The sequence below is a fragment of the Arthrobacter sp. ES3-54 genome (assembly GCF_029504395.1).
GTDB lineage: Bacteria > Actinomycetota > Actinomycetes > Actinomycetales > Micrococcaceae > Arthrobacter.
Map to the genome: position 1 here is coordinate 37,472 of NZ_JAQFIF010000020.1, position 20,351 is coordinate 57,822.

Annotated in this window: 13 protein-coding genes; 8 read left to right on the forward strand and 5 right to left on the reverse strand. The window is 66.2% G+C overall.

Translation table 11 applies throughout. The features are described 5' to 3' along the window. Nucleotides 1-5: 5 nt before the first annotated feature. The 4 genes from M2428_RS20575 to M2428_RS20590 all read left to right on the forward strand — a co-directional run bounded on the left by M2428_RS20575 (nucleotide 6) and on the right by M2428_RS20590 (nucleotide 3,265). The gene (locus tag M2428_RS20575; RefSeq protein ID WP_277527826.1) at nucleotides 6-773 is read left to right on the forward strand and encodes an SDR family oxidoreductase; all 768 of its coding nucleotides are present in this window, start codon (nucleotides 6-8) and stop codon (nucleotides 771-773) included. Between the two features lie 12 nt (nucleotides 774-785). Further along, the gene (locus M2428_RS20580) at nucleotides 786-914 is read left to right on the forward strand and encodes a hypothetical protein (protein ID WP_277527827.1); all 129 of its coding nucleotides are present in this window, start codon (nucleotides 786-788) and stop codon (nucleotides 912-914) included. A 158-nt stretch (nucleotides 915-1,072) separates the two neighbouring features. Continuing rightward, nucleotides 1,073-2,422: an MFS transporter gene (locus M2428_RS20585; protein WP_277527828.1), complete on the forward strand. Its 1,350-nt coding sequence runs from the start codon at nucleotides 1,073-1,075 to the stop codon at nucleotides 2,420-2,422. 63 nt (nucleotides 2,423-2,485) lie between these two features. Further along, nucleotides 2,486-3,265: a triose-phosphate isomerase family protein gene (locus M2428_RS20590; RefSeq protein WP_277527829.1), complete on the forward strand. Its 780-nt coding sequence runs from the start codon at nucleotides 2,486-2,488 to the stop codon at nucleotides 3,263-3,265. A gap of 128 nt (nucleotides 3,266-3,393) precedes the next feature. Here the strand turns inward: M2428_RS20590 and M2428_RS20595 are convergent, their stop codons facing one another. Further along, the gene (locus M2428_RS20595; RefSeq protein WP_277527830.1) at nucleotides 3,394-7,068 is read right to left on the reverse strand and encodes a bifunctional RecB family nuclease/DEAD/DEAH box helicase; all 3,675 of its coding nucleotides are present in this window, start codon (nucleotides 7,066-7,068) and stop codon (nucleotides 3,394-3,396) included. A 149-nt stretch (nucleotides 7,069-7,217) separates the two neighbouring features. Here M2428_RS20595 and M2428_RS20600 point away from each other — a divergent pair, with 149 nt between their 5' ends. The 4 genes from M2428_RS20600 to M2428_RS20615 all read left to right on the forward strand — a co-directional run bounded on the left by M2428_RS20600 (nucleotide 7,218) and on the right by M2428_RS20615 (nucleotide 13,418). Continuing rightward, complete coding sequence (locus tag M2428_RS20600; protein WP_277527831.1) at nucleotides 7,218-9,809, forward strand: Tex family protein; 2,592 nt, start codon at nucleotides 7,218-7,220, stop codon at nucleotides 9,807-9,809. A 214-nt stretch (nucleotides 9,810-10,023) separates the two neighbouring features. Then, a complete protein-coding gene (locus tag M2428_RS20605; RefSeq protein WP_277527840.1) occupies nucleotides 10,024-11,418 on the forward strand; it encodes an OFA family MFS transporter in 1,395 nt (464 codons plus the stop codon). 1 nt (nucleotide 11,419) lies between these two features. After that, nucleotides 11,420-11,557: a hypothetical protein gene (locus M2428_RS20610; RefSeq protein WP_277527832.1), complete on the forward strand. Its 138-nt coding sequence runs from the start codon at nucleotides 11,420-11,422 to the stop codon at nucleotides 11,555-11,557. A gap of 106 nt (nucleotides 11,558-11,663) precedes the next feature. After that, entirely contained in the window at nucleotides 11,664-13,418 is a 1,755-nt protein-coding gene (locus M2428_RS20615; protein WP_277527841.1) for a gamma-glutamyltransferase, read from the forward strand. A gap of 54 nt (nucleotides 13,419-13,472) precedes the next feature. Here M2428_RS20615 and M2428_RS20620 read toward each other — a convergent pair whose 3' ends face one another. The 4 genes from M2428_RS20620 to M2428_RS20635 form a co-directional block, all read right to left on the reverse strand. Further along, complete coding sequence (locus M2428_RS20620; protein ID WP_277527833.1) at nucleotides 13,473-14,525, reverse strand: alpha/beta hydrolase; 1,053 nt, start codon at nucleotides 14,523-14,525, stop codon at nucleotides 13,473-13,475. A 72-nt stretch (nucleotides 14,526-14,597) separates the two neighbouring features. Then, nucleotides 14,598-16,310: an AarF/UbiB family protein gene (locus tag M2428_RS20625; RefSeq protein WP_277527834.1), complete on the reverse strand. Its 1,713-nt coding sequence runs from the start codon at nucleotides 16,308-16,310 to the stop codon at nucleotides 14,598-14,600. 5 nt (nucleotides 16,311-16,315) lie between these two features. Then, nucleotides 16,316-16,858, reverse strand: coding sequence for a PadR family transcriptional regulator (locus M2428_RS20630; RefSeq protein WP_277527835.1), 543 nt, complete (start codon nucleotides 16,856-16,858; stop codon nucleotides 16,316-16,318). A gap of 2,389 nt (nucleotides 16,859-19,247) precedes the next feature. After that, nucleotides 19,248-20,351 (reverse strand): HNH endonuclease signature motif containing protein (locus M2428_RS20635; RefSeq protein WP_277527836.1); only part of this gene is annotated, 1,104 nt, incomplete at its 5' end.

Here is a 20,351-nt window from a genome sequence, read left to right on the forward strand (position 1 = left end):
TTCCCATGAGCACTTTCCCCACCGAACGCACAGCCATCATCACCGGCGCCGTATCCGAGCGCGGCATCGGCCGCGCCACCGCCAACTACCTGGCGGCCCAGGGCTGGAACATCGGCATCATCGATCTCGATGACGCTCGCTGCAAGGCGGCGGCCAAGGAACTGGCCGCCGAGCACGGCGTCAAGGCCTTCGGCGCCGGCGCCAACGTGTCCGACGAAAGCTCGGTCCGTGCCGCGATCGACGCCATCGAGGCCGAACTGCCGCAGATCGTTGCCCTCGCCAACGTGGCCGGCGTCAGCTCACCGGTTCCCTACCTCGAACTCGACGCCGCCGAGTGGGACCGCGTGCTCAACATCAACCTCAACGGCGTCCACTACGCCACCCGCCGCGTCGCAGAATCCATGGTGAAGAACAGGATCGGCCGCATCGTGAACATCTCGTCAGTCTCCGCACAGCGTGGCGGCGGTACGTTCTCCAAGACGCCGTACTCGGTGGCGAAGGCCGGCGTGATCGGCCTGACCCGGGCAACGGCCCGCGAACTGGGCGAATACGACATCACGGTCAACGCCATCTCCCCGGGCCCCATCGACACTGACATCATGGGCGGCACCCTCAGCGAGGAACGCAAGGACGAACTCACCAAAGACCTCGTGGTCAACCGCGTTGGCTCCACCCGGGACATCGCTGCAGCCATCGCCTTCCTCATCAGCGAGGACGCCGGTTACATCTCCGGTCAGACGCTGAATGTGGATGGCGGACTCTACATGCACTAAGGAAGAAGCATCGTGGCACAACACAGCCAAACCACCGCCGCCTCCGGATTCGCAGCCTGGAGCAAAGGGCGGAAGATCTACCTCGCCGTCGGGATCCTGGCCTGCCTGGCCGGCGTCCTGATGATGGTTCTTTCACGCTAAAAGTTGTTCCCGGCCGGATCTGGCCCCCGCCTGTCTGGCCTACTTTGGCCGGGCAGGCTTGGCCGCGTCCGGCCTCTTGGCCGGATCCCGGCCGCCCTCCACCGCAACTGATTCACCCACTGAGTTACACCACTGATTGCTCGACGAGGAGTTTTTTGATGTCCGTAACAACAACGTCCACCCGGGACCTACTGGAGACGCCGGTCCTTAAATCGGCCATCTCCAAGGCCTCTCGCCGGCTCATGCCCATGCTGGTGATCCTGTATGTGGTGGCCTTCCTGGACCGCACCAACGTGGGCTTCGCCGAGGCCGCCCTGGGCGTGGACAAGGGCATCACCGCCGGCGCCTACGCCCTGGGCGCCGGGATCTTCTTCATCGGCTACGCCCTGTTCGAAATCCCGAGCAACCTGCTCCTGACCAAGTTCGGGGCGAAAGTGTGGCTGGCCCGCATCGCCATCACCTGGGGCATCGTCTCCGCCTGCTTCGCGTTCGTCCAGGGCGAGACGTCCTTCATCATCCTGCGGTTCCTGCTGGGTGTCACCGAGGCCGGGCTGTTCCCCGGCGTCATCATGTTCCTGGCGGCCTGGTTCCCGAACAAGGTCCGCGTCAAGATGTTCGCCATCTTCTACCTGGCCCAGCCGTTCTCCCAGATGTTGGGTGCCCCGCTCTCCGGCTGGCTGATCAACATCGGCGACCAGGTTCCCGGCGTCCAGGGCTGGCAGGTCATGTTCTTCGTCGAAGGCATGCTGGCGGTCATCGCCGGCATCGCAGCGTACTTCTTCCTGATCAACAGCCCGCAGGACGCCAAGTTCCTGGCCAAGGACGAGAAGAATGCGCTCCTGGAAGTCATGGCGCTCGAGGACACCGTCAAGGAAGAATCCGGGCCGCGCGGCGTGCTTGCCGCCATGAAGAACGGCAAGGTCTGGTACTTCACCGTCATCTACTTCTGCCTGCAGATCGCCGTCTACGGCGTCACCTTCTACCTGCCGCAGCAGGTGGCCCAGCTGACCGGGCAGAAGGTGGGCATCGCCGTCGGCCTGATGGCAGCCATCCCGTGGTTCTTCGGCATCTTCGCCTGCTACTTCATCGGCAAGGCCGCCAACACGGTGGTCCGCCGCCGGGTCTGGGGTACCGGGCTGTTCATCTCCACCGGACTTTGCATCTTCGGCTCAGCGTGGGCCGGCGCAAACCACCTTCCGGCGCTGGGCATCATCTTCATCACGCTGGCCGTGTGTTCCTTCCTTTCCATCGGCCCCATCGCGTGGTCATACCCGACGGCGTTCCTCACCGGAACGGCCGCGGCCGCCGGAATCGGCCTGATCAACTCACTCGGCAACCTCGGCGGCTTCGTCGCGCCGATCCTGCGGACCTCGGTTAACCAGATGACGGCATCCGACACCGGAACCATGGGTGTCTACGCACTCGGAGTGCTACCGTTCCTGGCAGCTGGGATGATGTTCGCGACCCGTCGCTTCAAGAACAAAGCCGACGAGCTCCTGGAGCAGTAGAGGCCCCTCCCAGCCACCGGCTTCCAGCGCCCATCAACTGGATCCAGCAGAAAGCACCAACAAATGCAGCAGATTCCCGGCCGCCAGACCTCCATCAACCAGATCCTGGTGGGGGTCAGCACCAAGATGTACCTCGGCTACCGGGACAGCCTGGACTGGTTGGAGCGGCTGCGGCACGAAGTGGACACCCGTCCGGCCCTCATCGCCGGGCGGGTTGTCCCGTTTGTCATTCCTTCCTTCCCCGTCCTGCCCGAGGCGGCCCGGCTCCTGGCCGGTTCGCCACTGCTACTCGGGGCGCAAAACTGCGGCTGGGCGGACGGGCCCTGGACCGGGGAGATTGCCCCGTCCATGCTCGCGGAACTCGGCGTCCGGCTCGTGGAGATCGGCCATGCCGAACGCCGGCGGCACTTCCACGAGGACGATGCCATGGTGGCACTCAAGGTCCGGGCCGCAGACGACGCCGGGCTCACGCCGCTGCTGTGCGTGGGGGAGACCGAGCGCGGGGAGCCCGCCGCCGCCGCGGACTTTGTTTACCGCCAGATCGAGTCGGCCGTCGACGGCGACTGGGACCTCGCCGGCCGCTTGGTTGTGGCGTACGAACCCGTCTGGGCCATCGGCGCGGCCGAGCCCGCCGCCGCCACGTATGTGTCCGACGTCGTCCAGCGGCTCCGGGCGCAGCTCACCGTCGCCGGCGTGTCGGGTTTGCCGGTCATCTACGGCGGTTCGGCCAAGCCCGGACTGCTCCCAACGCTTGAGGGTGTCTCTGGCCTGTTCCTGGGCCGGTTTGCCCACGACCCGGCGAACTTCGGCACCGTCCTGGATGAGGCACTCCTGCTGGCCTAGGGCTTCCCCGCGCGAGGACCAACCCCGTGGGACATGTCCAGCCTTGGTCCTGAACAGCGGGCGGGACACCATTGCGTCCACTGCGGGAGTCTACGAATGGGCATGTCCCGCGAGCTGGCGGTCGAAGCTCAGGAAGCCACCGACCGCTGGCACAGGCCGATGAAGCCGCCCAGCTGTTCCATGCCCTCCGGATGCGTGGGCAGGTAGTTCGTCAGTTCCGGCGCGCGGACGATCACTGCCCGCCACTGTCCTCGGGAGACCGCCACGTTAATCCGGTTCCGTGAGAGCAGGAACTCCATGCCTCGCGGAGCCTCGGCTACCGCTGAACATGCCATGGACACAATCACCACGGCCGCTTCCTGGCCTTGGAACTTGTCCACAGTCCCTACCCGTACGCCGGAGAGATCTGCGGTGTCCAGAGCGTCGCGGATCACGTTGACCTGGGCGTTGTAGGCCGCCACCACCAGGATGTCCGCGGCGTCGAGCGGGCGGGTACCCGCCTCCGAATGCCAACCCAGCCCCAGATGCCGATTCACCTGACGGACCACCTCGGCGGCCTCCTCGACCGACGATGTGATGTTGCCGCTGTGCTCCACCATGACCGTCTCAATTCCGGCAGGAACCCCATCGAGCCGCCGGAGGTCAGCAGCCGACGCGGAGCGCAGCTTGCCCTCATAAGAGAGCTCAGAGACGGCGAGGCAAAGCTCCGAGGTCATCCGCCACGAATCGGCCAGGAAATAGCCAAGCTCCGGCGGAAGCGTGGCGTGACCGGCGGAGACCCAGCCCAGAGCGGACTCGTCCACGGGCTCGGGGTGTGCGCCCTGACTGACCTGCGGCAACTGCTGGGGATCCCCGAGCAACAGCAGCCGGCTGCTGGCCTGGGCCACGGCAAGGGTGTTGGCCAAGGAGAACTGCCCGGCCTCGTCGATCACCAGCAGATCCAGCGACCCGGCCGGGACATTTGCTCCCGTCATGGTCCACGCCGTACCGCCGACCAGCGCCCCGCCGGGCGAGCCCAGCAGGCGTGCCACATCCTGCGCCGAACGCTGCTCCCAAGGAAGGAGCTCGGCGTGTTTCACGTCCTTGGCGACCACGGCGGGATCGACGCCGGCCTTGGTTACTGCCGTCTTCAGCAGGTTCTCCACCACCGCATGGGACTGGCCGACGACGCCGATCTTCCAGCCGCGGGCCACGAGCCGGGCGATTACGTGTGAGCCCACATACGTTTTGCCGGTCCCGGGAGGACCCTGGACCGCCAGGTAGGAGTGGTCCAGGCCCGCGACGGCATCGGTGATGGCGTCCATGTAGCGGTCCGGTCCGTTGCCGGGCGCAGGCAGCGGTGCGCCGGAGGCAAGCCGCGGCGGAACCCGCCGGACCAGATCCAGGGCCGGATGATGCGGGAAAGCGGAGGGCCTGGCCTGCAGCGCCGAGGTGACCTCCGCGGCCAGGGCCGCCAGCGCCTCCTCGAGGCTCTTGGTCTGGATGGGTTGGTCTTCGGTCAGCGCGACGGGGACCTGGTTGTAGGGTTCGATGTTCTTGCGGAGCTTGTCCCGGATAATGACGGTGTCCCTGCCATCCTCGTGGCCCAGCTCCAGAACCTCGGTGCCGAACCAGCCGTTGCGCCCGGTCCCGTTGATGCCTGTGCCCTCGAGCCCGGCCGGAAGGGGCGGCTCATACATGCGGAACCACGTGCTGCCCTCGCGCAGGTCCGAGCCGGGGCTGACCGCGCCGATCAGTTTCACCCTCCGCTCCGGATTCTTGGCGCCATCCTTCCACCAGTCCTCAAGGACCTCGGCGTCCTCGACGAGGAAGACGTTGCGGTCCTGCTGGTGATGGGTGTCGGGGCCGTTCTCGCAACGGTCGAAGTGCGCCCACCAGAACGCCTTGCGCTCCCGCCGGTGATAGCTGACCGCCGCCGCCAGCATCGAGACCGCCTTCCGGTCGTCCTCGGACAGCCCGACGCCGGGACCCGCCAGCTCGGCCAGCGCCACTTCCAGCGGGTCCAGTTCGGCCAGCGCCACTTCCAACGGGTCCAGTTCAGCGGAAGTCGGCCCGGACCCCGCGCTGACGTCCACCGGCTTGAGCGCGGCCGAGGTCGCGCCGTCGCCTCCGACAGCGCCGCCGCCTCCCGGCTTGATCCCGCGCTCCTGCGCCAGGCCCAGGAGCCAGTTCCGGAGCTCCAGTGTGGAGAGGCAGTCGTATTCGTTGTAGTCGGAGATTCCTGCGAGGATTGTGGCCGCCTCATCGGGCCGCTCATTGTCGCGGGCGTCGCAGTAGTGGGCGTAGGCAACCACGGATGCGCCGGCGTCCTTCACATCCCCGGAGCGCAGATTCGTCCCCATGTAGAGCGGCTCAAGCTTCTTGATGCTGTAGGAGTTCTCGGAGATCCGGATGCTGTTCCGGACGGTCTGGTACAGGTCCACCAAGAGCCCGCCGCGCAGCCAGCCGTCCACGGTGTCTTCGCCGGCAACGTGCATGACCGAAAGTTTCCGGAGCGCCGTCTTCTCATAGGCGGCGTAGTGGTAGACGTGCATGTCCGGGTAGTCCCGCCGGCGTTTCTCCACGTAGTCGAGGAAATCGAGGAAGGCCTGTTTCTCCGCCTCCCGGCTGTGGGCCCAGAACGGCCTGAAAACCCCGGGGACGCCGGGCCCCGTCGGTGCCTCGATGACGCCGAACAAGTACTCCAGTCCCCAGACTCCGGTGGCCTTTTCCTGCCACAGGGGATCGCCCTCGAAGTCGAAGAAAATGTCGCCGTCGCTCGGCGGGGGAAGCTCGGCCAGCGTGTTTTCCGGAATGACCGCGTAGCGGAGGGAGTGCTCCTGGCCGTCCTTGACGTACCGGACGCCGCCGTCGTCTCCGCCGATGCCGCTCTGCATCCGGGCCTGGGCCTGCAGGCGCAGGAGCGCTGCGTTCGCCTTCGGAAGGCTGGCCCGGGCCAAGTCCGTGACCGAATAGATGCCGTCTGCGCGCAGTTTCTTGCGCTGTGTCGAATTCATTCGGGCGACGAGCAGCAGGTCGTCGCTGGCCGTGACCTGCTCCTGGCAGTAGTCGCAGCGGCCGCAAGCGGTGATCGCGGCTGCACCCCACTGCACTGCGCCCCACTGAACTGCGCCGGGCTGCGCCAGATGCGAGGAGGTCAAAGCCAGGAAGCGGTTCCGCCGCTCGCGGAAGACCGGCAGAATTTCTGCGAGTTTGTGGTGGCTGCGGACGTAGTCGAATCCTCCGCCGGGCAGCGGGACGGTGGCGCCGAGGACGAGGGTCACGGCCGGGTCCGGTGTAATCCCGGCCTTCAGCAACTGGTCGCCGTAGGCCGCGAGCTGAAGCAGCGCCGTCACCTTCGCGTGGCGCGCCAGCTTGGTGTCGAACACGGCATAGCTGCCGTTGGCCTGCCGGACCAGGAAGTCGGAGCGGCCATGGAACTGGCCGTCAAAGAAGGCCGCCTGGAACACGACGTCGGCGCCCGAGCGCAGTGCTTCAATGGACTCGGAATGCTTCGCCAGTAGAGTGGCGCGGTCCATGGCTTCAGCCGGGACGACGTCGTACACGCCGCGTCCGGTGGCCGGATCCCACACGCCAAACTCGTCGACGAAGGAGTCCAGCACCCGGTGCTCGTGGACGTCGCCCAGCTTGGCCGCGTGCTTGAGCATCTCATCGTCTTCGAAGACAGCCTTGGGGGAGCGGCCCAGCTTTTCGTCGAGCTTCCGGAGCAGCTGGTACTCGCAGCTGGCGGCTGTGACGAGGTCGCTCGCGGAGAAGACCAGGTCCTGCGCTGTACCGGCTACTTCCGGTTCAAGAAAAAACACTGTGCCCCCGTTGATTGGCCCGTTGCCGTTGATGACCCTGCTTGACTAGATCCGCTGCCGTTGATGCTCCCATTGCCAAGCTACCAAAGCCCTCCGACAATCTAACCCGACATTTTCGGACCGCCCCCTCCTTCGCGGGGTAGGGCAAAATGGTTTGGGTGACCCAACACCCGCAGCGCCCCGCCTCGCCCGTCTCGCCCGCCTCCGGCCCGTCGCCGAAGACCGCCCCGTCGCCGAAGACCGGTTCCCCAAGGGCCGGTACGCCGCACACTCAGGAGTCCGGCATCGCCGCCCAGATCGCCGGCGAACTCGGCGTTCAAGCCTGGCAGGTCAAGGCCGCCGTGGACCTGCTCGACGCCGGGTCGACCGTGCCGTTCATCGCCCGGTACCGGAAGGAGGCGACCGGAACCCTGGACGATACCCAGCTCCGTGAGCTGGAGGAGCGGCTGCGCTACCTGCGCGAGCTAGAGGACCGACGCCGGACTATCCTCGAAGCGATCGCCGCCCAGGGCGCGCTGACCCCGGAACTGCAGGCCGCCGTCGTCGGCGCCGACACCAAGTCCCGGCTCGAGGACATCTACCTCCCGTTCAAAACCAAGCGGCGCACCAAGGCGCAGATCGCCCGCGAAGCCGGACTGGAACCGCTCGCCGACGCCCTGCTCAAGCGCCCGGAACTGGACCCGGACCGCGAAGCCGCCAAGTACCTCAACGCAGAACACTCGATCGGGGACCCGGCCGCGGCGCTCTCCGGCGCCCGCTCCATCCTGGTGGAACGCGTCGCCCAGGATGCCGACCTGGCCGCCACACTCCGGGAACGGCTGTGGACCCAGGGCCGGATGATGTCCCGCGTGAAGAAGGGCAAGGAAGCCGAAGGCCAGAAGTTCAAGGACTACTTCGAGTTCTCCCAGCAGCCGGCCGGAATGCCCTCGCACCGCGTCCTGGCACTGCTGCGCGGCGAAAAGGACGGGGCACTCGAGCTGGATCTCGCCGAGGCTGAACCGAACGACGACGCCGCCCTGACCGCCGCGCGCGGCAGGTACGAAGCCGCTGTGGCCAGGTTCCTCGGGGTTGCCGACCGTGGCCGGCCCGCCGACGCCTGGCTGCTGCAGACCGCGCAGCTGGCGTGGCGCTCACGCGTGCTGGCCCGGCTGACAGCTGATCTGCGGAGCCGGATGTTCGCCGCTGCCGAGGACGAGGCCGTGCGCGTGTTCGCCGCGAACCTCCGCGACGTCCTGCTCGCCGCGCCGGCCGGGAACCGCGCCACCCTGGGCCTGGACCCTGGTCTGCGCACCGGTGTGAAGGTCGCGGTGGTCGATGGCACCGGCAAGGTGGTTGCGACGGACACCGTCTACCCGCACGCCCCGGCCCGGAAATGGGACGAGGCGCTGCGGACGCTCGTGGGCCTGGCCAAGAAGCACGGCGTGGAACTCGTCGCGATCGGCAACGGCACCGCGTCACGGGAGACGGACAAGCTCGCCGCCGAACTGCTGAAACAGCTCGCGCCCGGGTCGGCAGAGAAACCGCAGAAGATCGTGGTGTCCGAGGCCGGAGCGTCGGTGTATTCGGCGTCGGCACTCGCCGCGGCCGAGCTGCCCGGCATGGACGTATCCCTGCGCGGCGCGGTCTCGATCGCCCGGCGGCTGCAGGATCCGCTCGCGGAGCTGGTGAAGATCGAGCCGAGGTCGATCGGCGTCGGGCAGTACCAGCACGACGTCACGGCCGCGAAGCTGGACCGGAGCCTGGACGCCGTCGTCGAGGACTGCGTGAACGCGGTGGGCGTGGATGTCAACACCGCCTCGCCCGCACTGCTGAGCCGGGTGGCCGGCGTCGGGCCGCTGCTGAGCGAGAACATTGTGGCGTACCGGAACGAACACGGACCCTTCAGCAAGCGCAGCGAGCTGAAGAAGGTCCCGCGGCTGGGCGCCAAGGCGTTTGAGCAGTGTGCCGGCTTCCTGCGTATCACCGGGGGCGCGGAGCCGCTGGATGCCTCCAGCGTGCACCCGGAGGCTTACCCGGTGGCACGGAAAATCAAGGCGGCCGCCGGGAAGGCCCCGGCCGCGGGAAGCTATGCGGCGCTGAACCCGCAGGACTTCGTGGACGGCTCCTTCGGCCTGCCCACCGTGCAGGACATCATCTCCGAACTCGATAAGCCGGGCCGCGACCCGCGTCCGGCCTTCGCGGCGGCAGCGTTCTCGGAAGGCATCGAGAAGATCTCGGACCTGCGGCCGGGCATGGTGCTGGAGGGAACCGTGACCAACGTGGCGGCGTTCGGCGCGTTCGTCGACGTCGGGGTGCACCAGGACGGGCTCGTGCACGTGTCCGCGCTGGCCAACCGGTTCGTCTCTGATCCCCGCGAGGTAGTGAAGTCCGGGCAGGTGGTCCGGGTCAAGGTGCTGGAAGCGGACCCGGAGCGGAAGCGCATTTCCCTGACGCTAAGGCTCGACGACGTACCGGCGGCGTCCGGGGGACGTGCGGCTTCCACGGAACGTGCGGCCGGCGCTGGTGCGGCTGGCGGACGCGGGGACGGCGCCCGCGGCGATCGTGGGGCTGGCGGAGGTGGGGACTCGCGGGCGGAACGACCGCGGCAGTCGGCGCGGCAGACGCCGTCGAATCAGCCGTCCGGGAAACCGACGCCCGGCCGCCGGACGCAGGCCAGGCAGCCGCAAAAGGCGACGCCCACGCCGTCGCCCATCAACACGGCGATGGCCGAGGCGCTCCGGCAGGCCGGCCTGGGCAAGTAGCTCCGCGGGCCGCGGGCGCCCACGCCGGATCCGCACTTACCGTTTATCGCGGATTTCCTACCGCTTGGCGCATAAGTAGTACGTTTGCTGACGATTTGCACCATGATTGCCGGAGGCAACGGTCCTCTGCCGGATGCTCGGTCAGAGGCCCTGGCAGAGGACCGTCGCTCCAATGTGCAAGACACCGATGTCGTTGACGAGCAGGGGAGCACTCATGGGCTGGCTGGACCGCGAACGAACCATCGCCCCGCCGGGATTCAACCGGTGGCTCGTACCCCCAGCAGCGCTCGCCGTGCACCTGTGCATCGGCCAGGCCTACGCGACCAGCGTCTACAAGAACGCGTTGGTAAAGCACTTCGGCGCCAGCCTGACCGAAATCGGTGTAATTTTCTCTATCGCGATCGTGATGTTGGGACTCTCGGCCGCCATCATGGGCACCTGGGTGGACAAGAACGGACCCCGCAAGGCGATGTTCACCTCCGCCGCGTTCTGGGCCAGCGGCTTCCTTATCGGTTCGCTGGGCATCTTCAGCCACCAACTCTGGCTCGTCTACCTCGGCTACGGCGTCGTCGGCGGCATTGGCCTGGGCATCGGCTACATCTCCCCGGTCTCCACCCTGATCAAGTGGTTCCCCGACCGGCCCGGACTGGCCACGGGCATGGCCATCATGGGGTTCGGCGGCGGTGCCCTGATCGCCAGCCCGGTCTCCACGGCGCTGCTCAAGATGTACGATCCCAACTCCGGCGCCAAGGCCTGGGTGGCCAGCGGCGAGTCAGTGGGCAAGCTCTTCCTGACCCTCGCCGTGATCTACCTTGCCTACATGATGTTCGGTGCCTTCACCATCAAAGTCCCGGCCGAGGGCTGGAAGCCGGCTGGCTTCGACCCCGGAAAGGTCAAGTCTGCCTCCCTGGTCACCACGGAGAACGTCTCCGCCAAGAACGCGGTCAAGACCAAACAGTTCTGGCTCGTGTGGATCGCCCTATTCTGCAATGTCACGGCAGGCATCGGCATCCTTGAACAGGCCGCCCCGATGATCCAGGACTTCTTCCGCCAGCCCGATGGCACCTCCCTGGCCAGCGCCGCTGTGGCCGCCGGCTTCGTGGGGCTCCTGTCGATCGGCAACATGTCGGGCCGCTTTGCCTGGTCCGCCACCTCCGACGTCACCGGCCGCAAGCGCATCTACATGGTCTTCCTCGGCGTCGGCGCCGTGCTTTACACCGTGCTGGCCCTGGCCGGGTCGTCGTCGACCGTCCTCTACGTGGCCCTCGCGTTCGTGATCATCTCCTTCTACGGCGGCGGGTTCGCTACTGCCCCCGCCTACCTGCGCGACCTCTTCGGCACGTTCCAGGTCGGTGCCATCCACGGCCGTCTCCTGACGGCCTGGTCCGCGGCCGGCGTCGCAGGTCCGTTGATTGTCAATGCTTTCCTGGACGCGCAGGGCAAGCCCGGCGCGCTCAATGCCGCGTCCTACCAGCCGGCCCTGCTGACCATGGTGGGGCTGCTGGTTGTCGGTTTCGTGGCGAACCTGCTGGTCTCGCCGGTGGACGCGCGATTCCACGAACCCCGTGCCGGCCGTGTCCGGTCCGAAGAACCCGCCTTGGAGGCCTGAAATGAGTACTGCACAGAGTTCGGTGACACCGGTGACACCGTCCACCGGAAAATTGGTTACCGCGTGGGCGCTGGTCGGTGTGCCGCTCGCATATGGCGTTTACGAGACACTGACCCGGGTGGCGGCCCTGTTTGGCTGACACGGTGGTTGCAGAAGTCTCCTGGGACGGCCCGCGTGCGGCGCGGGTGCCGTTCACCAGGCCGGCGCCGTTCACCACCCGCCCCACGCTGCAGGGCACCTTCGGGATGAGCGCGTCCACGCACTGGCTCTCGACGGCGGCCGCCCAGGCGGTGCTGGAGCGCGGCGGCAACGCCTTCGACGCCGCTGTGGCGGGAGCATTCGTGCTCCATGTGGTGGAGCCGCACCTCAACGGACCCGGCGGAGACATGACCGGGATCTTCGTCACCGCGGACCGGCCGGACCAGCCAATAGTCCTGATGGGGCAGGGTGGGGCGCCGGCCGGGGCCACCGTGGAGCACTACCTTGCCGAAGGCCTGGACCTCGTTCCGGGCTCGGGTGCCCTGGCCGCCGCGGTGCCCGCCGCCGTCGACGCCTGGCTCCTGCTGCTGCGTGACCACGGGACGTGGGAGCTGGATGCGGTGCTGGACTTCGCGATCGGCTACGCGCGGGACGGCCACCCCATGCTGGGCCGGGTTGGAACCACCATCGCGGCTGTGTCCGCACTGTTCCAGACGCATTGGCCCACGTCGGCTGAGCTGTGGATGCCCGGCGGAAGAATCCCTGCCGAAGGTGAGCTGGTGTGGAACCCGGCCTATGCCCGCACACTGGAACGACTCGTGGAGGCCGGGGTCAAGGCATCCACCCGCGAGGCAGGGATTGATGCGGCCCGGCACGAGTGGCGCGAGGGCTTCGTGGCCCGCGCCATGGTGGATTCGGTTCAGGCCCCGCACCGGCATTCCTCGGGCACGGACCACCGCGGGGTGCTGGCCCTGGCGGATCTGGCGGGTTTCGAAGCCGGATATGAGGCGGCCGCCACCGTGGAGTTCCGGGGCCACACGATCGCCAAGACCGGACCCTGGGGCCAGGGGCCCGCGCTGCTGCAGACCCTCGCCATCCTGGCCGGGTTCGAGGACCATTACCTTGATCCATCCACTGAACTGGGGGCGCACACCATCCTGGAGGCGCAGAAGCTCGCGCTCGCGGACCGGGAGGCGTACTACGGCGACACGGACGTCCCGCTGGACTACCTCCTCTCTGCTGACTATTGCGCCAGCCGCCGGGCCTTGATTACGGACCGGGCCTCCCACGACTTCCGGCCCGGCACCGTGCCCGGACGGGAACCCTACCTGCCACTGTTGCGCACCGAGTACACGCCGCCTGCGCTCGCGGGGGATGCCTCTACGGCCGGCCTCGGCGTCGGCGAGCCCACCGTGACACCCGCGGGGGAGACCCGCGGCGATACGTGCCACATCGACGTCGTGGACCGCTGGGGCAACATGGTGTCGGCCACTCCATCCGGCGGTTGGCTGCAGTCCTCTCCGGCGATCCCAGAGCTGGGTTTCTGCCTGGGCACCCGGCTGCAGATGACCTGGCTGGAGCCCGGCACGCCGTCCACGCTTACGGCCGGCAAACGCCCGCGCACCACATTGACGCCCACTCTCGTGCTGCGGGACGGCCTCGCAGTGACCGCGCTGGGTTCACCCGGCGGCGACCAGCAGGACCAATGGCAGCTGCCGTACCTGCTGAGGACCATCGTGGGCGGGTATTCGCCACAGCAGGCCATCGACGCCCCGACGTTCCATACGACGTCGATGCCCGGGTCCTTCTGGCCGCGCACCTGGGAGCCGGGCGGCGCCGTCGTCGAGGACCGGCTCGGGGAGAACGTCATCGAGGGCCTAGAGCGCCGGGGGCACATCGTCACCCGGGCCGGTGACTGGGCGCTGGGGCGGTTGTCCGCCGTCGCGCGGGATCCGGAGACCGGGGTTCTGCAGGCTGCCGCGAATCCGCGCGGTGCGCAGGGGTACGCGGCTGGGCGGTAGTGGTAGCGGTAGCAGTTGCGGCGCTCAACGGTGGAGCTGAGCATTTCCCGCCTCTTAGCCGGAGGTCCGGAGCCGGTCCATGAAGCGCAGGGACTCGGCAACTATCTGCTGCTGCGCCTGTTCGCGGGTGATGCCTGGCTCTCCGTCGCCGGGCTGCTCGCCGTAGTTCCCGAAGAACGCGTGCACGCCGCCCACAACCGTTGCGTAGGTGGTGGTTGGCGGGAGCAGGGACCGCGACGCCGCGATCTTGTCCGGGGTGCTCAGGCCATCGTTCGACCCGGAGATGGAGAGCACCGAGAGGCCCTGGGCGTCCGTCAAGTTCTCTGCGGGGTACGAGGCGAACAGCAGCAGGCCTGCGACGTCAGAGTTCGATGCCGCGAAGGATGACGCGCTCACGCCGCCCAGCGAATGACCGCCCACGGCCCAAGTGGCGATCTCCGGATGCCGGTCCATGGCTGCGCGGGCCTGGTTGGTGTCCAGCAGGGAGACGCCAAGGGGTACTTTCAGGATGACGACTAGATGACCCGCGGCCGCGAGCGGCTGCAGCAGGTCCTGATAGGCGTGCGCGTCGACCCTGGCGCCGGGGTAGAAGACGAGACCCGTGGTGGCCTTGCCCGCCGGGGCAAGGGTGATCGAAGTGGCGTCTTCTGTAGCCGTTGACCCGGCTGGCGTGGCCGCGGTGGTTCCGGTGGTCGGGACAGTCTTCTCGCGGTCGGGTTGGTGGGGGAACGGGCTGAGCCACATCAGCGCCGCCACGAAACCGAGGACCGTGAGCCTGCCTGCGATCCCGCGGACCAACTGCCAAGTGGAAATATCACCGCTACGCTGCTGTTTGCTGCCGAACAACCAGCGTCTGACCAGAATCAGCGCCCAAAAAATCCCCAATGCGACGGCGGCCACCAGGAGAGTTGGCAGGGCGGGGTGGCCGCCGAGGACTGCCGGGTTGCTGAGCAGCATCCAGAGCGGGACCACTATCAGGGCGGCCGCCGCGAGAGCGCCGCTCCAGTTCAGGATCGAGGACTTCCAGAATGTGGGGTTGGGCCCTGAAGGGACGGGGCCGGGGGTTTCGGTGGGGTTCGCAGGACGAAAAGGCTGGCCTTCCTTCACGGCTTGATGATATCCCCCCGGCCGCGCAACCCGATGGTGTCCGGGCGCGAGAAAACCCCGTCACCGGCTCGATCAGAGGCCGCTGCGCCTCACCCACAGCCCATGCAACAGCGGAAGCACCGACGCGATCATCAGGACATTGCCGAGCACCATGTCATCCGCGCGGACCAGGGAGCCGGAAACCAGCAGGGCGCCGAAGATCAGCGCCGATGCAGATCGCTGCGCCGTGCGGTCAAGCCGTCCCAGCTGCCGCTCAAGGCGCGGATTTGCCACCGACAGTGAACCATCTTCGAGCCGGGTTAGCAGCCCATCCAGACGTTTCGGCAGACCCAGCGCCATTCCGGCGGCATCGAGCGCCTGCTGGGCAACGTCCTGCACAATGTTGCCGCGCTCGTCGCGCAGCAGCTGCGCCGCATAGGGTTCGACCGAGTCCCACAGATTGAACCGGGCGTCCAGCGAGCTGCACACACCCGACGTCAGTGACATCGCCCGAATAATGAGCAGGAAGTTCTCCGGCATCTGGAACGGCAACGAGCGGACCACGTCACCGAACTCCACCGCAAAATCACGGAACTCCCGGGGGTCCACCTCGCGAAGCTCGGCGAAGCCCATCCCGCCAAAGCGGGCAAAAAGGTGCGTCATCGCCCGCTCAAGCTCGACTGTGTCGGCCGAGGGCACCAACACCCCCACGTCGCTGATCGCGGTCATCAACCCCTTGCCGTCACGCGAAGCGGCAGCGATGAGCAGCTTCCGCAGACCGCTGCGTGTGCTCGCCGGAACTTCGCCCATCATGCCGAAGTCGATGAAGGTCAGCTTCCATGGGCGCTCCGTGGATGGATCGGTAACTGGCGTGACAAAGATGTTCCCCGGGTGCGGATCGGCATGAAAAAAGCCGTTCGTAAAAATCTGGTCGAACATGACCGAGGCAAAAACAGGGGCAACCTGGGCCGGATCGATGCCCGCCGCCAGAAGTGCCTCCGAGTCCGTGATCTTGATCGCCGTGACGTCTTCGAGGGTGAGCACGCGGCGGGTGCTCCGTTCCCAGACGACGTCGGGCACCTCCACGCGGCCGTCGTCGGCGAAATCACCAGCGAACCGCCCCGAATTCGCCGCCTCATTCAGGTAGTCGATCTCCTCAAGACTGGTCTGCGCAAACTCCTCGACCAGGGCGGGCATGTCGGCACGATCGGACACCAGGCGCACGTGGCTGAGCCATCCGCCAACTTTGCTCAGTGCCGCCAGGTCGACGTCGACAATGGCGTTGATGCCCGGCCGCTGTACCTTCAGCACCACGCGGTCGAGCCCGGTGTCGGCGGCGTCGCCCGGGCCAAGCCTCGCCCGGTGCGCCTGCCCGAGGGACGCTGCTGCGATCGGTGTCTCCTCGACTGAGGCAAACAACTGCTCCAGCGGCGCGCCCAGCTCAGCTTCGGCGAGGGCGCGGATCGCGGAGAACGAAACCGGAGGCACCTCGTCCTGCAGCCCCTCGAGTTCCTTGGTGATTTCGGGCGGCAGCACGTCGAGCCTGGAGGACAGGAACTGTCCGACTTTGATCATGAGGCCGCCGAGGTCCACCGCCAGCGCATGGAAGCGCTGCGCGAAACGCCGCATCCTCTTCGCCCTGGTGCGCTCGGCAATCCTCACCAGCCCGATGCGGGGGAGGAACAGCTCAAACCACCAGGTAACCGCGAGATGCCATGCGGCGAAGCGCAGGATGCGGCGGTAGCGGGCACGGTAGCCCCGGGCGCCGGGTACCGGAGCTGCCCGGTCCCGGCGAACCGACGTCACCCCCGTCAGCCCTGGGCGAGGATCGCGTACAGCCGGCGGCGCGCGTCATCGAGAACCGCCACGGCTTCCTGCACCTGCTTCGGTGTCCCGGTGCGTCCCACCTGGGAGGCGGCCTGCGCGAGCTCGACGCCCGCCTTGGGCAGCGCCGCGAACCCCGAGCCCGACGCCGGACCAGTCGATTCCCAGGGCGCTGACGTACCCGCGCCCGTCATCTCCTCGCGGCCCGCGTCCGTCAGGGAATAAATCTTGCGGCCGTTGGATTCCTCAGCACGGATAAGGCCCTCGTCGGCCAGCAGCTGGAGGGTTGGATAGACGGAGCCAGCGCTGGGCTTCCAGGTGCCGCCGCTGCGCTCCTCGATTTCACGAATAATCTGGTAACCGTGCATCGGCCGCTCGGCGAGCAGTGCCAGCACAGCCGAGCGCACCTCGCCCCGCCCCGCCCGGGAACCCGAGCGCTTCTCGAATCTCGAACGCAACTCCTCTACGGCCTGCCACATACTGTCGACATTGTTGCCGCGAAATCCGCCTGCCGGGTAAGAACTGCGCATCGTGCTCTCCTCTGGACAACCGCGAACGATATACAACGATAGTCAACGATACACGCGCAAATTTGCGAAACCAAGAGCGACGGTGGCCCGCTTAAGGGCCTGAAACCGGCCCCTCGCACCTAGCCATCGTTAGCTTTGGGGGCGGGTGTGGTCGCGAAAAAACGCGCGGTAACCTCTTGAGTCCAGGGGTCTGCACCCTTCGGTCCGAGGTATCACCGATGGCTGTTCTGCCTTCAGTCACGAAGCGGCCGCCCATACGGATAGTCCACCCACTCGCCCGGGACGCCATCGCCGGCCACTTCCTGCGCGCCGCGCATGACCGTCCAATAATCAGCTGGGTAACGGGCACCTTCCAGGACATTATCGGGATTTACGTTGGTTTGGACTTCGCCATCCTGGAATCGGACGTCGTAGGTGAAATATGTCCTACCAAATATTAGGGAACGACGCTTCCTGGTGACCCTAGTTGCCCGAACGTGTACCGGTAGAGTTGTTTCCATATGCTTCCTCTTTTAGATGCATCATGACAGCTGCCACGGGAGTCCGCGCGGCGGTGAAGGCTCGCGCGGATTCCATGCCACATTTTCCAAGTCAGGTAATCACGCCCATTCGCTATGGTGTCGTCGGGCGTGTTGCCTCAGCCTCGCTTCCAGTTACCCATTCCGGACCGAACTACGATGCCTTTGGGTTGCTGAAGCAATCAGCCAATGCCGTTTCAATCGAATCCAGATCATGAACCAACCGCGAAGGCATGAAACCCGTCGCATTACCCATCGGAAACTCCACTGCATCCGCAACACCCGAAGACCGCACCAACCCAGACCCCGGCCATCAACAAGCTACTCCGCCTTTTCTGCGGTTTCCCGGGTCCGCTTAGCGGGCTTACGGCGCTTACTCGCATGCTGCCAGGCTAGTCCTGCCTGAGTGCCCGAAATAAACCCACCGAACCACGCGGTTCCGGCTGGGCCCAAGACCAAACAGAGAACGAGGGATAGGACCAAAACCAACATGGCGAGCCATCGCCAGGCCGGCGAGAAACGCAGAAACCACACACCCACGGTCAGGCCTGCGAGTAGTGCAATGACCTCCTGTGAGACGTGGTCCTGAGGTCCTACCAGGATCACCGCGACCGTGGCACTCAATAACACGCCACTAAGGATCAGAGCATTCCTCGCCGGATGTTTAGCTTTTCTTCCCACAACAACCATCGTATTCAGCGTTGAGATCATCATCGACTGAACCTTCCCTATAAGCGTATCGGTCGCTGAGGCTGCCGCTGCCCTTCCCAAAGCTTCTAGAGACCCACTCTCGCGCCTCATTCACAGCCCGAGTTGATGAGTCAGTTCGAAGTTTTACCTCGAGATTCTCATAATTCTGAGCTAATTGGGGGAGTTCCATAATTCTCAACAGACTCGTAAACCTGAACATATCGGGTGTCAGAGTATCTATATCAGTGCCCATGTCCAGTCCGGTCTCTATTTTTTGACAATTTCTCCCGCGGTCTTTGCCTCCGCAAGATAGAGCTGGGGTTCCGCCTGAAGACATCTGCGGCGGTCACCCGTTTGTACGCAGCATTAAAAGGCGCTTCCGCGTCCTTAGATATCGTTCAGATCAGCGACGACAGCACCGGAAGGATATCCGGCCCACTCAGATTGACCGTTCCGGAAGAGTTCCGCAACTCGATGCATGCACATGTAGGCATCCTGATTCGTTGTTGTTCGTGGGGCGAGGAGTGCCGCTAGCAATTCGTGCCTATCCAGCCTTCGCTCTTCTCCGAGGGCATCGATCAGCACGTACGTCCAACGGTGCGTCAGTCCAAATAGGCCCGACCGCTTGTGCTGATCTACCCTGAAGAACTTCTCCTGATATGCCATGTGATTCACCCAAATTCCAAGAAGGTTGCGGATCTTGACTGTAACGCTGATAACCCGCTACCTGCTCCAACTCCATGTTGTAGTACGGGCTTGGACGCAAGACGTGCACTCCGGGAGGCGGGGCCCCTGCCGGCGCGCCGATATCCACCAAAGACTTTCCCTGCATCATTTGATAATTGATCCACTTCTTGTTTGCCCATAGGTGAATGCTTTCATACGAATTCGGGAAGTGATCTTCGGTAAAGTCGTAGAATTTATTCGGCAAAGCCGTGTAATATCCCATTCCGTGTGCGTCCGCGTAGGGCTGGACGCGTTGCGGCATACTCCTACCCATCGCCATCGTTGCCGCGTCAGGACGGACAGTGACCGCCGCCATCACCTTCTGGCTGATCTTGGGTTAGGCGGCTGCGGTTGATGATGAATCTGGCTGCTGCCAGCGTCGGAGTTGCCTCCGCGCGGCCATGACTTGGGCCTGGGGGCGGCCGGGAGGGGGCCGCGCGGGCCGTGACAGCCTGTCATGCGGCTGTCATGAGGTCGTCTGGTCGGAAGTAGTGGTTGCGTCTGGGGCGTTGGCGGGGGTCGAGGTGGGGTGGCGGGATGAACCAGGGGATCCCGGATTTGAGCTGGATGGTCCAGCGTTCCTTGTGGATCACGTGGTGGTGATGGGAGCAGAGCAGGGTTCCGTTCTCGGTTCCGGTGGTGCCGCCGCGGGACCAGTAATCGATGTGGTGGGCTTCGCACCAGGGCGCGGGGATGGTGCAGCCGGGAAAGGCGCAGCCCCGGTCCCGGGCGGTGAGGGCCTTGCGGATATGCGGCGGAAAAACCCGGGAGGCCCGGCCGATGTCCAGGACCCGGCCCTGGCCGCCGAGCAGGACGGGGATGATGTCGGCATCGCAGGCGATCTTCCGTACAGTCGAGGCCGTCACCGGCCCGGCGAACAACAGCAAGCCCGTCTGCTCGAGTGTGCCGGTGTGCTGCAGAGCCCTGGGTGCCGGCTCCGGGGCCTCTACCGTGTCGGCCGTGCCGGTGGGGGTGGTGCCGAGCCGGGTGAGCAGATCCCGGTAGTCGATGGTGACCATGACCTGGGGACGGAGCCCGCCCGAGGCGGGCAGCTGGCCGGTGGCGAGGGCGAGTTTGCACGCGCCGACCAGGCCGTCGAGCAGCTTCTGCGGGCGGGAGCGGAGATCCAGGGCCCGCAGTGCAGGGTCTTCAGCCAGGGCGGCAGCCTCATCGCCGGGGCCGGGCTGGTCCTCCAGTGCGGGGAATGTGGCCGACGCACCCGCCCGCGCCGGGCCGCCGCCGGCAGCACCAGACTCGCAGGCCACGACACGGGCGGCAGCACTGACCGAACCCTCAGCGTCGGCCGCGGCACTGACAGAACTTTCTCGGGCGGCTGTGTCTGCGGTCCAACCAACACCGAACGCTGTATCCGCGGCCCAATCACCGCAGGCGGCCGAGGCTCCGGCGGCAGAACCCTCACCGGAGACGGTGCCTGCGGCCCAACCAACACCGGACGCTGTGTCTGCGGCCCAATCACCGCAGGCGGCCGAGGCTCCGGCGGCAGAACCCTCACCGGAGACGGTGCCTGCGGCCCAACCAACACCGGACGCTGTGTCTGC

What these genes read in the sequence shown, in the direction of transcription:
- M2428_RS20575 (WP_277527826.1), top strand. Translation starts at nt 6, where the DNA reads ATGAGCACTTTCCCCACCGAACGCACAGCCATCATCACCGGCGCCGTA.
- M2428_RS20585 (WP_277527828.1), top strand. Translation starts at nt 1,073, where the DNA reads ATGTCCGTAACAACAACGTCCACCCGGGACCTACTGGAGACGCCGGTC.
- M2428_RS20590 (WP_277527829.1), top strand. Translation starts at nt 2,486, where the DNA reads ATGCAGCAGATTCCCGGCCGCCAGACCTCCATCAACCAGATCCTGGTG.
- M2428_RS20600 (WP_277527831.1), top strand. Translation starts at nt 7,218, where the DNA reads ATGGTTTGGGTGACCCAACACCCGCAGCGCCCCGCCTCGCCCGTCTCG.
- M2428_RS20605 (WP_277527840.1), top strand. Translation starts at nt 10,024, where the DNA reads ATGGGCTGGCTGGACCGCGAACGAACCATCGCCCCGCCGGGATTCAAC.
- M2428_RS20610 (WP_277527832.1), top strand. Translation starts at nt 11,420, where the DNA reads ATGAGTACTGCACAGAGTTCGGTGACACCGGTGACACCGTCCACCGGA.
- M2428_RS20615 (WP_277527841.1), top strand. Translation starts at nt 11,664, where the DNA reads ATGAGCGCGTCCACGCACTGGCTCTCGACGGCGGCCGCCCAGGCGGTG.
- M2428_RS20630 (WP_277527835.1), bottom strand. Translation starts at nt 16,858, where the DNA reads ATGCGCAGTTCTTACCCGGCAGGCGGATTTCGCGGCAACAATGTCGAC.